Origin of the sequence: Bacillus songklensis (assembly GCF_042649685.1) — a bacterium.
GTDB classification, from domain to species: Bacteria; Bacillota; Bacilli; order Bacillales; family Bacillaceae_H; genus Bacillus_BA; species Bacillus_BA songklensis.
The window spans coordinates 566,943-582,628 of sequence record NZ_JBHRZT010000020.1; the positions used below are offsets into that span (position 1 = coordinate 566,943).

Annotated in this window: 15 protein-coding genes, 1 pseudogene and 1 other annotated feature; all 16 genes and pseudogenes read right to left on the minus strand. The window is 40.3% G+C overall.

The features are described 5' to 3' along the window. Positions 1–24: 24 nt before the first annotated feature. Positions 25–1,311, minus strand: a complete 1,287-nt coding sequence (gene obgE / locus ACFOU2_RS05905) for a GTPase ObgE (RefSeq protein WP_377913122.1) — start codon at positions 1,309–1,311, stop codon at positions 25–27. 38 nt (positions 1,312–1,349) lie between these two features. Then, complete coding sequence (locus ACFOU2_RS05910) at positions 1,350–1,889, minus strand: Spo0B C-terminal domain-containing protein (RefSeq protein WP_377913124.1); 540 nt, start codon at positions 1,887–1,889, stop codon at positions 1,350–1,352. Positions 1,890–2,220: 331 nt separating this feature from the next. After that, the gene (gene rpmA, locus ACFOU2_RS05915; protein ID WP_377913126.1) at positions 2,221–2,511 is read right to left on the minus strand and encodes a 50S ribosomal protein L27; all 291 of its coding nucleotides are present in this window, start codon (positions 2,509–2,511) and stop codon (positions 2,221–2,223) included. A 15-nt stretch (positions 2,512–2,526) separates the two neighbouring features. Next, positions 2,527–2,859 (minus strand): ribosomal-processing cysteine protease Prp, encoded by a 333-nt coding sequence (locus ACFOU2_RS05920; protein WP_377913128.1) that lies wholly within the window; start codon positions 2,857–2,859, stop codon positions 2,527–2,529. A gap of 11 nt (positions 2,860–2,870) precedes the next feature. Continuing rightward, positions 2,871–3,179 carry a 50S ribosomal protein L21 gene (rplU, locus tag ACFOU2_RS05925; protein WP_377913130.1) on the minus strand — a complete coding sequence of 103 codons (309 nt, stop codon included), beginning with the start codon at positions 3,177–3,179 and terminating at the stop codon, positions 2,871–2,873. Positions 3,180–3,192: 13 nt separating this feature from the next. Beyond that, positions 3,193–3,267, minus strand: a sequence feature (ribosomal protein L21 leader region). A gap of 170 nt (positions 3,268–3,437) precedes the next feature. Next, the gene (locus ACFOU2_RS05930; RefSeq protein WP_377913132.1) at positions 3,438–4,913 is read right to left on the minus strand and encodes an Rne/Rng family ribonuclease; all 1,476 of its coding nucleotides are present in this window, start codon (positions 4,911–4,913) and stop codon (positions 3,438–3,440) included. A 107-nt stretch (positions 4,914–5,020) separates the two neighbouring features. Continuing rightward, positions 5,021–5,887: a M50 family metallopeptidase gene (locus ACFOU2_RS05935; protein WP_377913135.1), complete on the minus strand. Its 867-nt coding sequence runs from the start codon at positions 5,885–5,887 to the stop codon at positions 5,021–5,023. After that, positions 5,880–6,662 (minus strand): peptidoglycan DD-metalloendopeptidase family protein, encoded by a 783-nt coding sequence (locus ACFOU2_RS05940; RefSeq protein WP_377913137.1) that lies wholly within the window; start codon positions 6,660–6,662, stop codon positions 5,880–5,882. Before ACFOU2_RS05940 ends, ACFOU2_RS05935 begins: the two co-directional genes overlap by 8 nt. 228 nt (positions 6,663–6,890) lie before the next feature. Beyond that, complete coding sequence (gene minD, locus ACFOU2_RS05945) at positions 6,891–7,691, minus strand: septum site-determining protein MinD (protein WP_377913139.1); 801 nt, start codon at positions 7,689–7,691, stop codon at positions 6,891–6,893. Positions 7,692–7,693: 2 nt separating this feature from the next. Continuing rightward, positions 7,694–8,377, minus strand: a complete 684-nt coding sequence (gene minC, locus ACFOU2_RS05950) for a septum site-determining protein MinC (RefSeq protein WP_377913141.1) — start codon at positions 8,375–8,377, stop codon at positions 7,694–7,696. A 60-nt stretch (positions 8,378–8,437) separates the two neighbouring features. Continuing rightward, entirely contained in the window at positions 8,438–8,962 is a 525-nt protein-coding gene (gene mreD, locus ACFOU2_RS05955; protein WP_377913143.1) for a rod shape-determining protein MreD, read from the minus strand. Next, positions 8,959–9,834: a rod shape-determining protein MreC gene (gene mreC, locus ACFOU2_RS05960; RefSeq protein WP_377913145.1), complete on the minus strand. Its 876-nt coding sequence runs from the start codon at positions 9,832–9,834 to the stop codon at positions 8,959–8,961. Before mreC ends, mreD begins: the two co-directional genes overlap by 4 nt. 18 nt (positions 9,835–9,852) lie before the next feature. Then, on the minus strand, positions 9,853–10,878 hold the full coding sequence (locus tag ACFOU2_RS05965) for a rod shape-determining protein (protein ID WP_377913147.1): 1,026 nt from the start codon (positions 10,876–10,878) through the stop codon (positions 9,853–9,855). Positions 10,879–11,098: 220 nt separating this feature from the next. Then, positions 11,099–11,302, minus strand: a pseudogene (locus ACFOU2_RS05970) (JAB domain-containing protein); the annotation flags it as partial. A 103-nt stretch (positions 11,303–11,405) separates the two neighbouring features. Next, on the minus strand, positions 11,406–13,217 hold the full coding sequence (locus tag ACFOU2_RS05975) for a reverse transcriptase/maturase family protein (protein ID WP_377913150.1): 1,812 nt from the start codon (positions 13,215–13,217) through the stop codon (positions 11,406–11,408). A gap of 176 nt (positions 13,218–13,393) precedes the next feature. Beyond that, positions 13,394–15,019 carry a group II intron reverse transcriptase/maturase gene (gene ltrA, locus ACFOU2_RS05980; RefSeq protein WP_377913152.1) on the minus strand — a complete coding sequence of 542 codons (1,626 nt, stop codon included), beginning with the start codon at positions 15,017–15,019 and terminating at the stop codon, positions 13,394–13,396. Positions 15,020–15,686 lie beyond the last annotated feature (667 nt).

Here is a 15,686-nt window from a genome sequence, read left to right on the forward strand (position 1 = left end):
CTCCCCCTTGGCCTTGTCTAACGATTATTCAATAAATTCAAATTCGTAATCCAACAGCCTCACAACGTCGCCGTCCTTCGCACCGCGTTCACGCAAAGCTTCATCCACTCCCATACCGCGCAGCTGACGGGAGAAGCGTCGAACAGACTCATCACGAGAGAAGTCGGTCATCTTAAACAGCTTCTCGATTTTTTCACCTGAAAGAACGAATGAGCCGTCGCTCTCTCTCGTGATGAAAAAGCTTGGTGCTTCTTTCTGATGTTTATATAGAACACGATGAGTGGATAGATCTTCTTCCACTTCCAATGGAAATTCAGGTGTCGTTTCCACTAAATCTGCAATAGCAAACAACAAATCTCGCAATCCTTGTCGCGTTAAAGCCGAAATCGGAAAAATCTGCGCATCTTCCTGCAATTTCTCTTTAAATGCCGCCAAATTCTCTTCCGCCTGCGGCATGTCCATTTTGTTGGCAACGATGATCTGCGGACGCTCCGTCAATCGTAAATTGTACTGACGCAGCTCTTCATTAATCGCCACATAGTCTTCATATGGATCGCGGCCTTCCATCGCTGACATATCAATGACATGGACGATGACTCTCGTACGTTCGATATGCCTTAAAAATTGATGGCCTAATCCTACCCCTTGATGGGCACCTTCAATTAATCCCGGTAAGTCAGCCATGACAAAGCTGCGTCCATCTTCTGTCTCAACAACCCCCAAGTTTGGGTTAATCGTCGTAAAGTGATATTCGGCGATTTTCGGTTTAGCCGATGATACGACAGATAATAATGTTGATTTTCCTACGCTTGGAAATCCAACAAGACCTACATCTGCGAGTAGTTTCAATTCCATTGTAATATAACGTTCCACACCCGGTTCACCGTTTTCTGCAATTTCGGGTGCAGGATTCGCAGGCGTTGCGAATCGAGTATTCCCTCTTCCTCCGCGTCCCCCTCGAGCAATCACGGCCTGTTGTCCATGCTCCGTCAAATCGGCGATGATTTCCTGTGTATCTTCATCTTTTACAACTGTTCCAGGCGGCACTTTTACCACTAAAGGTTCGGCATTTCTGCCATGCTGGCCCTTGGACATGCCATGCTCTCCGCGTGGCGCTTTGAAATGACGCTTATAACGGAAATCCATGAGTGTACGTAAACCTTCTTCCACTTCAAAAATGACGTCGCCGCCTTTTCCTCCGTCTCCGCCGGCTGGACCACCTTTTGGTACATATTTCTCACGACGAAAGGCAACCATTCCATTTCCGCCGTCTCCGCCTTTCACATAAATCTTGACGTGATCTACAAACATTCTTTCTTTTCACTCCGTTCTTCTATGTTGTATGTAAATTATACAATCTCTACTACAACACTCAGTTCCTCTTTAGAAATATGCTTTTCTATAATCTTTAATCGCTGCTTTTCTTTTTCTTCTTCTAACCAGTCTTGAATAGATTGAATATTAGTTAGTATTCCACTAAAATCAAAAAAGAAACGAACCGATTCATTTTCTATTAATAAGGAAACACTAACATGGTGAGTGGACATGCCGTCAGCCCCGGCTTCGAGCATCTGCATAAATTCCATTGTCCATTTTGCAAGTACAGCATCATAAGAGGATAAATCTTTTGCATCACCAAGTACTTCTATCTCTAAATGAAGGGGGGTCCCCCGCCAGTTATATGTCATCACATACTCGGCAAAAGCGGCCAATTTCGTATTTGTCAGCTTTGACTCATGCCCCGCTTCTCTAATGATTTCTTCAATGATTTCATTGACCCGATCAAGACGATTCAACGCGATGTTCCCCTTAATCAACTGAAGCCGGTTCAACCAGTCATGTCGAGCACAGCTTAATATTTTAACTACATTCCATTCTTCTCTCTGCATGGTTGCACTCCTAACTCTATCTCAAGCATGAGTAAACATTGATCTCTTCTGATTCAAAAAAGCGGTAGCAGCATTTTTTGTCATCATTTGCTGTTTCCTTTTCCGTCCACTGCCGCTGTACGCAGCACTCTTCCCCTGTCTCGCATAACATCCATTATGCATAGTTAGTAAAATTATAGCAGATTCTTTCTAGTAATAGGGGAAATTTCTGCAAAAGGCTTTTAAGAAAGGGACATATTCATGATGGTAGAAAGAGATTACCCTGATCTTTCATATGGCTGGGCAAAAAGAAAACTCTAACCTTAGTCGGTTAGAGTTTTCTTTTTGTTCCTTATGCTTCTTGCGCAACAGGATATACAGATACTTTTTTACGGTCACGACCGTAGCGTTCGAATTTAACGATACCGTCAACTTTCGCGAATAAAGTATCGTCGCCGCCGATTCCTACGTTTGTACCTGGGTAAATTTTAGTACCGCGTTGACGGTATAAAATTGAACCACCAGTTACAAATTGGCCATCAGCACGTTTCGCACCAAGACGTTTCGCGATAGAATCACGACCGTTCTTAGTAGAACCTACTCCTTTTTTAGAAGCGAAGAACTGAAGGTCTAATCTTAACATGACATTCACCTCCTGCTATTTTGTATAGATTTTAATATATTTTCCGTAATCACGTTCGATTGTCTCAAGTGATACAACCATGCCTTCCAAGAGCAGTTGAATCTTCTCAAACGTAGATGAATCCACATTTGTTGGAAACACACAGCGAAGATATCCTCCGTCACTGCCTTGCTCGATTTCGGGCATCGTGTCGCATAATACAATGATTGCATTTACCGTTCCGAATGAAACAGCGGATGCCCCTGCACAAACAATATCTTGACCCTTCTTTGCAAAATCAGCATGTCCACTCATTTCGAAAGCCGTAATCTTGTTATTGTCGTTTCGGGTAATGGTCACTTTAATCATAACCGATTGCCTTACGCGTTGATTTTTTCAATAACAACTTTAGTGTAAGGTTGACGGTGACCTTGCTTACGGCGATAGTTTTTCTTCGCTTTATATTTGAAAACGATGATTTTTTTCGCCTTACCTTGTTTCTCAACTTTAGCGGTAACAGTTGCGCCTTCAACTAAAGGAGCACCAACTTTTACGTTTTCGCCGCCTACGAATAAAACTTTGTCGAAAGTAACTGTTTCGCCTTGGTCAGCAGCAAGCTTCTCGATGTAGATAGCCTGACCTTCTTCAACACGGATTTGTTTACCACCAGTTTCGATAATTGCGTACATACTTGCACCTCCTCAATAAACTAAGACTCGCCATCACAGGTGTTCTTTTGCAGAACTTTTAACCTGATCTGCGCGGTTGTAGCACGGGTGCTACAAACTAACATATAAAATCATACTATATGTACAAAGGGAATGTCAACTATATAAATCCACATAAATAATTTACCATCGATAAAAAACATCCATATACGCATAAGCGTTTGCCAAGCAGCCTTACGGTCTCTTGGCAAACGCTATACATCAACCGGGATTTATATATTATTTAGCGTTCTGGATTCTTTCTTGAATCGTTTTAATACTTCCGATATGGCGGATTGAATAAGAACCATGGAGATGGGGAGAATCGGTCAGAAACACTTTGAAGCCGATCATGTCTTCAAGCTTGGGTAAAAACCCGTCTCTTTTTAACGCAGTTATCACGACAGGAGTTGTTTCAATCCACATGGCTTCCTCTTCCATCATCCGATGTTCCCACAATTCCCGTTCAATCTTGTAGGCAACCGCTTCAGGACTGTATATTCTTCCTGTACCACTGCAAATTGGGCAGTGGTGGGTCAGGGCTGCTTCAATGCTTTCTTTGACTTTTTTTCTCGTCACCTGTAAAATGCCTAACTGTGTAAAGCCGATGATTGTCGTCCGTGTATCATCATTTTTCACCTTTTCTTGCAGCACTTCTTGAACCCTTTGCCGATCCCCTTCTTCCTTCATGTTAATAAAATCGATTAAGATCATTCCTCCTATATTACGGAGCTTCAGTTGGTTCGCTATTTCTTTTGCCGCTTCTATATTCGTTTGCAGAACCGTTTCCCGCTGTGTCGTTTTCCCGGAAAATTTCCCCGTATTAACATCAATGACGGTCATCGCTTCCGTTTGATCAATAATGATGTAAGCACCATTTTTTAACCATACGATTTTCTTTAGCAGCTTCTCGATTTCCGGTTCGATATGGTAATGGCGAAAAATGTTTTCTCGATGCCGATAGTACATAATAGTACCATTTACATTCATTTGTTTATTCTTGAATTGTTCATACGTATCGTAATCATCGATGTACACATCGCATTGATCAATTTTACGGAAAAGGTCCTCCAATGTACTGAAGATAAAATCATATGGCTCATACAGGACAGAGGGAGTCTTCACTTGTCCTTTTTTCTTTGCTACTTGTTCATAACGTTCCCTCAAAGATTGCCACTCACGGATGACTTCCTCTTCTGATGTACGGGAGACGGAGGTCCTCAACAAGATTCCCTCTTGTTCCTGACGGTGCAAAGAAGCGAACGTACGCCATTTCTCTCTTTCTTCGTCTGTTATTTTCTTTGACACGGCTACATAGTTTCCGTGCGGAAGATATACGACACATTCACCGCCAAACTCAATGATCCCGGTCAACTTGGGTCCCTTTGTACCAATGCCCTCTTTGACGACCTGGACGAGAATTTCTTCTCCTTCCCGCACAAATTTTGTGATGCTTTCTTTATCTTTTGAAGCCGACGCTGAAAGATGAAAGGATGCCAGGTCATTACGATGAAGATAGCCGTTTTTGTCCATACCGATATCGACAAATGCTGCTTGCATCCCCGGCAAGACTTTCACGACACGACCTGCATAAATGTTGCCTGCTATCTGGTGACCTTTGCTTTGCTCCTCTAAATAAAGACGCTCCAGTCCATTTTCACCAACGAGCGCGATTCGCTTCGCAGAAGAAGCGGCATTGACATAACATGTTTTCATTGTTGTTCACACCTTTACTGTCAAAACAAAAAGCCGAGATCCGTTTTCATCTCGACCTATGCTTTCTCTTTCCTTTTATATAAATGTACCGATGTTTTCACTGGAAATCAATAGAACGGAATCACTTCTTCGATAGGGGCATGAAGGCGTCTTTCCACAAAATACGCATGAAGAAGTTCATTTTCATCCAGCTGTATTTGTTCATTCTCCTTATTTCTTACGATGATCACATGCTTACAGCCCCGCTGAAATTGTTCAAGAACATGCTGAATGGGGTCTCCCGCTGCTGCCAGCAGCGGTTTTAACTGGCTAATGTTCCGTTCCTTGCTATGGTAGCGATCAAGCAAAAAGCGCAGATACACGTATTGGCGGTGCCGCCATTCATGATAAATCGAAAATCCCAAAAAGCCCAGAACCATCCACAGATGAAGCTGCTGAAAGTAAAAGAAAGCAGAAAATAGAAGAAGACCGGCCAACAAACTACCAGATGCATACAACATCTTTTTATACGCTTGCAAAAATGGAAGCGTACGGGTAAAGAATAAGAATAAGAGCTTCCCTCCATCCAACGGCCAAATTGGAAGCAAGTTAAACCCCAGAATCATCATATTTTGAACAATAAACTGCTGATGAAGTTCATATGAAATGATTGAAAAAGACACCAGTACATAGGAAATCGCCATTAATACAAGATGTGTGAGCGGTCCGCTTATAATGACAATCAACTCTTCACGAAAAGGCCGATTTCCGTGTTCTTCCACTTCCGCTACTCCCCCGAACGGCAGCAGCATGATTCGTTTAATGCGCCAGGAAAAAAAGGAAGCCGCTGCTGCATGCCCCAACTCGTGAATCAACACAATAAAAAACAGAATAACCAGTTGTTGAAAATGCGCCGTGACAATTCCAATACCAAATACAGCCCAAAAAAGAGGATGGATATGAATATTGGTCAACAAAAATAGGATTTTACTCAAAGGAAATCACCTGATTCGGATCGATAAATCTTTCTCCTTTTTTAATGGCAAAATAAAACTTCCCTGTTTTACCATCCTGATTTTGCATGACTTTTCCTACAGCTTTTCCTTTATCCACAAAATCATATAGACTGACATTAATCTTTTCAAGCTGCCCGTACCATGTTTCGCTTCCGTCGGCATGCTGAATGATGACGGTTTTGCCGCTGTCCTCTTTTTTACCGGCAAAAACGACAATTCCCTCACTCATTGCTTCAACCGATGATTGACTTCCTGTCTCAATCATGATCCCCTGCCCATTTTTCTCAAAAGATTCCAGTACTTTCCCGGAGGCCGGCATGGCGTATTGAGATGGCTGTGCAGGTGCTTCCTTCTTTTCGTTCGTTGCCGGCAAAAGGGCTAATGGCTGTCCAAATGTGTCTTCATACCAATTTGAAACGGAAGCAAATTGAAATTCAGTTTGCATCGTATGTTTGACATACTGCCTTGCTTGATCCAGTCCTGGTGATGAATTTTTGAATAAAATAGCCACCACAAGGACTAAACAAACAGAGGTTAAAAATTTAAAGACAAGCCATTCTTTTTGGAAAAGCGATGGAGATTGATTGTCCGCGGGAGAGTGTGAATATTCCACTACCGGCATGTGCTCAGCTCCATACCGCTCTTCATCACTTAAAATAGAATAGGCAGAAAACGGATTGTCCTGAGGCTTTGTCCCCTGCTTTTTTTTGCGCTCAGCAATGCGTTTTTTAATTTCTTCTGCGCGTCGATTCATCTTTTCACCATTCCTTTTAAGCTTGTTTCTATAATGTATGACTTGTCCGCCGGCGCTATGACCAAACAAATGTTCCTGACAAAGAAATAAAAAAACGCTCAATCTTGAACGATTGAACGTTTGGATAATGCTATGTAAAATTGGCGGAAAGCCTCCTTGCAGCACAAAGCCGCAAGAGATTTATCCGGCATCACCAGGCAGTAAGACCCCCGTTGCTGGAAGTTTCCTTTATCGAACACCAAAGAATTTTTTTATTTTCGCGAATACCCCTTTTTCTTCTGTCTCGAGCGATTGAAGAGGAACGGATTCCCCAAGGATACGTCTTGCGATGTTACGGTAGGCAATGGATGCTTTGCTGGAAGGATCCATTGCGATCGGTTCACCGCTGTTTGATGCTTTAATGACATTATCATCATCTGCTACGATTCCGATTAAATCAATCGCAAGCAGGGAAACAATTTCATCTACATCGAGCATATCACCGTTTTTAACCATATGATTCCGGATACGGTTGATGATAAGCTTTGGAGGCTCGATCCCTTCTTCCTTTTCCAAAAGTCCAATAATGCGGTCTGCATCGCGAACGGCTGATACTTCAGGCGTCGTTACGACTAGGGCTTTGTCCGCACCAGCGACTGCGTTTTTATATCCCTGCTCAATTCCTGCAGGGCAATCAATGATGACATAATCGAATTCTTGCTTAAGCTCCAAAACCAACTGTTTCATTTGTTCAGGAGTCACGGCTGTTTTATCACTCGTCTGTGCAGCAGGAAGCAAGTATAAGCACTCAAAACGCTTGTCTTTTATTAAAGCTTTTTGTGATGTGCAGCGGCCTTCTACAACATCTACAAGATCATAAATAATGCGATTTTCAAGACCCATTACAACGTCTAAGTTCCGTAAACCAATATCTGTATCGACTAAGCAAACCCGTTTGCCAGACAAAGCGAGTGCTGTACCTAAGTTGGCTGATGTCGTTGTTTTCCCAACGCCACCTTTTCCTGACGTAATAACTATAGCCTCTCCCACTGTTAATTTCTCCTTTCTAACCGTGTCAAATTAGGTCTTAGATGCGGCATGGACTGAACTCGCTCTAATACGAGCTGTCCATTTTCATCTAAATAAGCACATTGCATTGGCAATTCCTCGTTATGCCTATCAACTTCCGTCTGATGTAAAACTATATCGTTTATACGAAGTTGAGCATTGTCCATAACGGACGCACCGATAACAGCCTGTGCATTTCCTTCGCAGCCGGCATGTGCAATGCCCCGCAATGCCCCTAAAATGAATATATTTCCTCCAGCTATAACAGTACCCCCTGGATTGACATCTCCAATTAATAATAAATCGCCTTTCACCTGCAACACTTGTCCGGAACGAACAATTCTTGCAACCGATAGGAGTTCATTTTCCTCTTTTAAGCGGAGCGCTTCTTCCTTTGAAACAACATTACAATCGATCGTTTCAACAACCAGATCTTTTTTTCGCCTTATTACTTCTTTCAACTGTTCTTCCTGTTCAAACGTCAAATAGCGATTTCCAACCTTCAGCTGAACAGCTACAAGCTGCTGATCGTCTCCGTATTGATTCGTTGAAAGCTTCACTTCGAGCTCGCTTAATAGCTCTTGAAATGAACACGTATCATCGAGATGTAACGTGAGCCCATCTTTCGTTCCTTTTATGATTACATTTTGTTGTTTTTGTCTATTCACGACGTTCACCCCAACGAATGAATAATTTCGACAGAGACTTACGAATTTCCTCTTTTTCCATTATAGACGGTCGTCCGTATATTGTAACGAAAGTTTTTGAAAACGCTTTTTAAGCAAATATGAAAAAAGGAGGCAAAAGATGATGCTCAAAACAAGTGTCGGATACAAACGAAGCGTTAAAAATTCGTTTAACGGCATCGTTGTTACATGCACCAACAAATTGATTCCATATATATAAAACTCTAAAATGGCCACACCTAAAACGGCCGCCAACGAAACAACAATCACGTTATTTTGCAAGACTTTCATAATTTGTGAGATGAAATAACAAATAGCAGGAAGACTAAACATGTATACACCAAGGACATCTGTAAAAGCCACATCATATAACATACCAAAAATGGCTCCGTACATCATTCCTTGTTTTCTACTTAAATAAACGGTCATAAAAATTAAAACAATCATGACAAATCTCGGAGATATAACCCATTGGCGAAGCAATGGCTGTACAGCGATAAAATTCACGAATAAGCTTTCGCTTACAAAAACAAGGAAGACAAGAAAAGAAAGGAAGAAACGATTCATTTCTCTTCCTCCTCTTCCTTGTCAAAATTCTCATCAGCAATCATGGTTCGTTTAGCAATCATTACATGGTCTAAGTCATAAAGGTTTGCAGCCGGTTTGACATAAGCGATTTGCGTCAGTCCATACTCGTCCGGTTCCACTTCAATAATCTCGCCGATAATAAGCCCTTCTGGAAAAATACCGCCTAAGCCGGATGATAAAACGAGTTGTTTTTCTTTAATCTTCGCCTCTTTCGGGATACGTTTCAGCATAAGTGCTGCTTTTTTCTCATCGTATCCTTCAATTAGGCCATATACTCGAGTATCCGCTTGAATGACGGCTGAAATGCGATTTGTGCGGTCCAACGAACTTATTAATTGAACAGTGGAAGTAAACTGGGAAGCATGTTTGACTTTCCCGATCAATCCTTGAGCTGTAATAACAGCCATATTTTCCTTCACGCCATGCACTTTCCCTTTATCAAGAGCAATGACTTCATGCCAGCGGTCCGGATTGCGCGCGATAACCGTCGCCTGAATAGGATCGTACTCGCTCAGGCTTTCTTTTTTATCGAGAATCGCTTTCAGCTTTTTATTGTCATCTTCCAGTTCTTTTACTTTCGCTTCCATTTGCATATATCCATCGAGGCGGGATTTCAACAGCTCATTCTCTTCATATGTATGTCTAAGGTCATTGATATTCTGAAAGAAACCCGCGACATATTGTGCGGGTTGATGAAACGCTGTTTGAGCTAAACCGACGGCATCTTTTACAAATTGTTCCGGAAACGTAACCGTTTTACGACCATTCAATGAAAAACCAATCAATGCCACTAAGATGATAATGCTGACTAGTAAAACAATTAATCGTTTATTAAAGAAAAATTGTGGCATGATTTACACCTCTTATTTTTAGCGGTAAGAATCTCCGGCTTTCGTTTTAAATAAATCAATATGATCTAACGCTTTTCCAGTACCGATTGCTACACAATCAAGCGGATCTTCAGCAATCACGACCGGCATGTTTGTTTCTTCACTAATCACTTTATCTAAATTGCGCAGTAAAGCTCCCCCACCTGTTAACACAATACCGCGGTCCATAATATCGGCCGCTAATTCAGGAGGAGTTTGTTCTAATGTACTCTTAACTGAGTCTACAATTGCTGTAACGGTATCTTTTAACGCTTCGGCTACTTCCGCTGCTGAAATTTCAATCGTTTTTGGCAAGCCCGTTAATAAATCGCGTCCGCGGATTTCCATGTTATCGATGCCTTCAGCATTTCCTGCAGAACCGACTTCCACTTTTAACGCTTCAGCTGTACGCTCACCAATCATCAAGTTATAATTTTTGCGGATGTATTGGATGATGGCATCGTCCATTTCATCGCCGGCAATACGAATCGACTGGCTTGTTACGATACCGCCAAGCGAGATGATCGCTACTTCTGTTGTACCGCCTCCTATATCAACGACCATGCTTCCTGTCGGCTCCCAAACCGGTAAGTTTGCCCCAATCGCTGCTGCAAACGGCTCTTCGATTGTATATGCATCTCTTGCGCCTGCTTGACGAGTCGCATCGATAACAGCGCGCTTTTCAACTGCTGTAATACCAGATGGCACACACACCATTACATACGGTTTACCCGCAAAAACGCTTTTTGATTTTTGTGCTTGTTTGATATAGTATTTCATCATTGTTGCTGTTGTTTCATAGTCGGCAATAACGCCATCCTTCATCGGGCGAAGTGCCACAACATTTCCCGGTGTACGCCCAATCATATTTTTTGCATCATTACCTACCGCGACAATTTGTTTTGTATCTGTTTGCAGTGCCACAACAGATGGCTCGCGAACAACGATTCCTTTTCCTTTTACATAAACAAGAGTGTTAGCAGTCCCTAAATCTATTCCAAGGTCTCTTGTACCGATTCCAAACATTTTGTGTATCTCCCTTTCTATTACCGAAATGCAAAGGCATAAGTGTATTAAATTTACGCATCAAAAAAAACTGACATTCATTATTGTGTCGAGTTATGTCGTATATGTCAACGCCAAATATTGTATAAATGAAATAAATTTTATGCTCTATCTTCACCGGCTTGTCAATTAAAAATTCATGACTATTATTATAACCTACCCATTCAAAAAAGCATAGTATTTACATATACCCTTTTTCCTTTAAACTTACGTACTTTCGATCACCGATAATCAGATGATCAAGAACTTCAATTCCAATGATATGACCGCAATCTTTCAGCCTTTTCGTCACTTCGATATCTTCCCTGCTGGGGGTCGGGTCGCCGGAGGGGTGATTATGGGCACAAATAATGGAAGCGGCAGATCGCCGGAAGGCTTCTTTAAAGTAGGGTAAGAACCCGGCGCCTTGCTTAGTTTCCTAAGTAGGTTTCCAAGAACTCCCCCCCAAACCGTACGTACTTCTCTCGAAGTATACGGCTTTCCATTTATCAATCTAACTTTCCATTGTGTAAGTCATGATGGCATTTCACGCACATGGCAATTGTCTTACGATTCCTTGCAATCATGATTTGTTTCCATAGCTTTTTGCCTTCTAAATTCTTAAGCTTATTGACATGATGCATCTCTAACGGAACATTTTCCGTACCACACCATTCACACTTTTCTGCTAAAAGGCGTTCAATGAGACTTGTCCTGCCACCGAATTGTATTCTACTCGGTTCTATATCAACCTCTTCATTTTTAATCTTTGTATTCTTTTCCATTCTTTGATCTATGAAATATGCAATACGCTGCCCATCTTTCGTTTTGTAACGAATGCCAAAATTTCCATTTATAGAAAATCTATCAATGATTTTACTAACGGTACTTTTGTATTTATTTGCATAGGTTTTTATCATGCTGTATTTCATTGTTTGGCGAAAGGATTGCAGCACATGCACATTACTAGCTAATCGATAATAATTGTACAACCCTCTGATTTCGGCATTGTATTGTCTTATTATTTCTAAATCGTCATTACGGATTAAATACGGTCTATGAATCGGTTTCCATTGATTATTTTTCCCTAGGCTTAATGCGCCTAGTTCAATGAGTTTGTTGATATATTTTTCATGAGGTACGAAAAGTTTGGCCTGAAAATTAAATTTTCTTTTTTGAGTGCCATTAGGCATTTTCATTGTTTGCCAATCTCTCGCTACTCTTATATCGTAACCAAGAAATCTAGCGTTCTTTTTGCTATGTGTTATCAACGTTTTTTCCGCACTTAGTTCAAGTTTTAGTTTATCAACTAGAAAAACAGTTAAATCTTGCTTGATTTTCTCTGCTTCTTCTTTACTTGCTATGACACCAATTATAAAATCGTCTGCATATCTCACATACTTCATTCTACGGTAGTTTGGGTCAAACAAATCTTTACTGTCATGTTTGATTAGCTCTTTGTAAAGTGCTTTCAATTCATTAGCTCTTTTAACCCTAGTTTCCGTATCTAAATTTGACCATTCACGTTTATTCTTGTATTTTCGATAGTTTATTTTTGATGCCAGATTATGATAGACAAGATTATGTCTCCGTTTATCCCCTTTGTTGAAAGTTGAGATGTATCTTTCTACATATTTATCTAATTCATTAAGGTAGATATTAGAAAGAATCGGACTTATAATGCCACCTTGTGGGGTTCCACTGAATGTTTTATGAAAAACCCAATCCTCCACATAGCCAGCACGTAAAAACTTCCAAATCAAATTAATAAATTTTTCATCCTTGATTCTTTTTCTCAAGATGTTGATAAGAATGTGATGGTCGATATTGTCAAAGAAGCCTTTTATGTCCCCTTCAATAAACCAGCAAGTACCAGTAAAGGTATTTTTAATCTGTTTAAGAGCTGTATGACAGCTTCTGTTTGGTCGAAATGCATGTGAGTTTTCAGAGAAATTAAGTTCATAGATACTTTCAAGAATTCTCCTAACTACTTCTTGAACTAGTTTATCCTCGAAAGTTGGTAGTCCTAAAGGTCTTAGTTTCCCATTCTTTTTCGGAATATAAGTTCTTCTTGCAGGATTCGGTTGATAAGTTAGATTTCTAAGGTTCTCAATAAGAGCATTTATTCTTTTTAAACTCATTCCATCAATGGTGTCTTCATTAATCCCTTTGGTATTGCTACCTTTGTTAGGATAAATTTTGGCGTATGCGTCCAGGTAAAATTCAATGTTATATAGATTCCGATACAGACGATGAAAGACATAATTTTCATCTTTTGCTTTGGAAGTTAGACTGTTTAATACTATTTTTGGATTTCTCATAGAGCCTCGCGCTCCTTCCCAATTTGTATTAAACGTGATAAACTGCTCTCCTTTGCCATGTAATGGGCTTTCCCCATCTCGGACTAGTCGGGTAGGTCAGAGGTGTTACCACCTCTTTCCCCCCTAAGAACCGTACAGGTGAGTTTCCCCACATACGGCTCAGGCCATCAGTTATCTCAAACAGTTATATAATTAAATTTACCGAATGCCTTTTCTATTAACCTAATACCTTCTTTACTTGATGGTTCGATGTTATTTCTTTTAAAATACGCTCTAATCTTATTAAGCTGTTTTCCACCACCATATTTTTCCAAAAGTTGGTGATGTTGAATATTTTCGAAGTATTGTCGCAAGCTTGGATTATCTGGTGAATTTGTGAATTTAACCATTACATGTCTTGTAATTGGTATCCACGTCATTCTTGTTAGTTGGTTTCTTTCATTATGAGGGTCTGTTAATATCCATTTATCTTTGCTTACACCTGTATGGTCTGGTTTGAAGTATCGTGTTATTCTCCATTTCCAAGACTTTTTAGGGTGTAAGCCTCTAAGGTGCTTCATAGTTTTAATCCAGATATAGTGGTCTATCTTATTGTAAAGCTTCTTTGAAACAACCGATGACCAGTAATACCCTGTCCCTCTAATGATTGGATTCAATTTATAAATAAGTTCATGTACAGGTCTACCTTTTAATTCCAGAAACGTTTCCTTAATGGTTTGTTTTGCCTTTTTAATACTTGCTTTAGATGGTTTGATTAGTAATTTTAGTCCGTCTTTCATGCTGTATTGTTTTAAATTAAATCCTAGAAAATCAAATCCATCTGTTATGTTTGTAATTTTCGTTTTATCTTCCGCAAGCATTAACCCTCTTTTATTTAGGTATGGTTTCAGCTTTTCATACATCGATATGGCTTCTTCTTGTGTTTTACATAGTATGACGAAATCATCAGCATATCTTGTAATAGCCACTGAATTTTTATCTAGTATAAATCCATCTCTTTTGTTGAAAATGTATTTAACACCTAGTTCTTTTTCCATATCATGAAGTGCAATATTCGCCAATAAAGGAGATACAATTCCTCCCTGTGGAGTACCCTGATTAGTTTCATTAAAGGTTTCGTTGTCAATCAATCCTGCTTTAAGCCACTTGAAGATTGCTTCTTTTGCTGGAAAGCTACCCAATTTATCTAAAATATGTTGATGATCTAGATTGTCAAAACACCCTTTAAAGTCTCCTTCAAATATCCATGTACGTTTACTTTTGGAAGAGAGCTTAGTAAAAAGGTTTGCAATGGCATCATGTGGACTACGTTTTGGTCTAAAACCATATGATGTCGATTCAAATTTCGCTTCCCATTGTGGTTCAAGAGCATTCTTGACTACGTTTTGGTAAACTCTATCCTTTATTATTGGTATTCCGAGAGGACGTAACTTACCGTTTTTCTTTGGAATATAGGTTCTCATAGCAGGTTTTGGTCTAATACAACGAATATTGTAGTTTTTGATTCTATTATATAACTCAATTCTTTCTTTAGATGATAGTGCTTTATATCCGTCTATTCCTGCTGTACGCTTACCCTTATTTACTTGCGTTACCCTTCTTATACTTAATAGTAGATTCGCTTTGCTTCTTAACATTAATCGTTGGAGCTTTCTCACTTTCCGATGTTGCCCTAACTGTTCGGCACGAAAGATTCGTTGTCGAAGTCTCTTCACATATTTATGGATTTTTATCCAATTTAGTGTTTCCCACTGCTCAATATGTGGAGAAACAGCCGACTCATTATTAATAATGGCATTCATAACTTGTTCCTCCTTAATAAGATTCTTCTTTCCGCTTTCTTTTGTGTTGATGACCTTGTGGAAGTCTGCTCTCTTTCGAGTGGGACAAATTTTGAATCCCTATCCAGTGAGTTATATCGAGTCATCGACTTTCCTCTTGGTTTTCACCTTACTGGCATTCGCTTTTTCCACAATCCTTTACCCTCTGTGTGTTTGTAGTCCTCTTACGATTTCCCTACCATTTACATGGAACACATTGGGCTTACCAAGTTCCGCTAATCATAGATATGAATGAGTTAAGCATCCTTCTTTACACCGACGGAAATAGGGGTCATTGCAAGACTGTCCATAGATTCAGTCCTTCCATTCCGTAAAATAAGCTTGTTACAACCACAGTACGCTTACTGGAACTCACGATGATTACAAAGGTTCAGCTTTACGCTTATGCATTCTCATTCTTTCCCTTGCCCCGAATTATCCCTGTGTAAGATAATCCGTTAGACATTACCTCATGCAACCCACCTTCCGATTACTCAGAACGCAGTTTTGGTTGGGAATAGCTCAATGACTAAGCTATCTGGATTGGTTACCAGCACTATTAATTAGCGACTTCTTGTCGCACCTATGAGAGTTCCGTTGCCATATTGGATATTCAGGCACGATTGTCATAGCCTTTGTACGGCGTTCC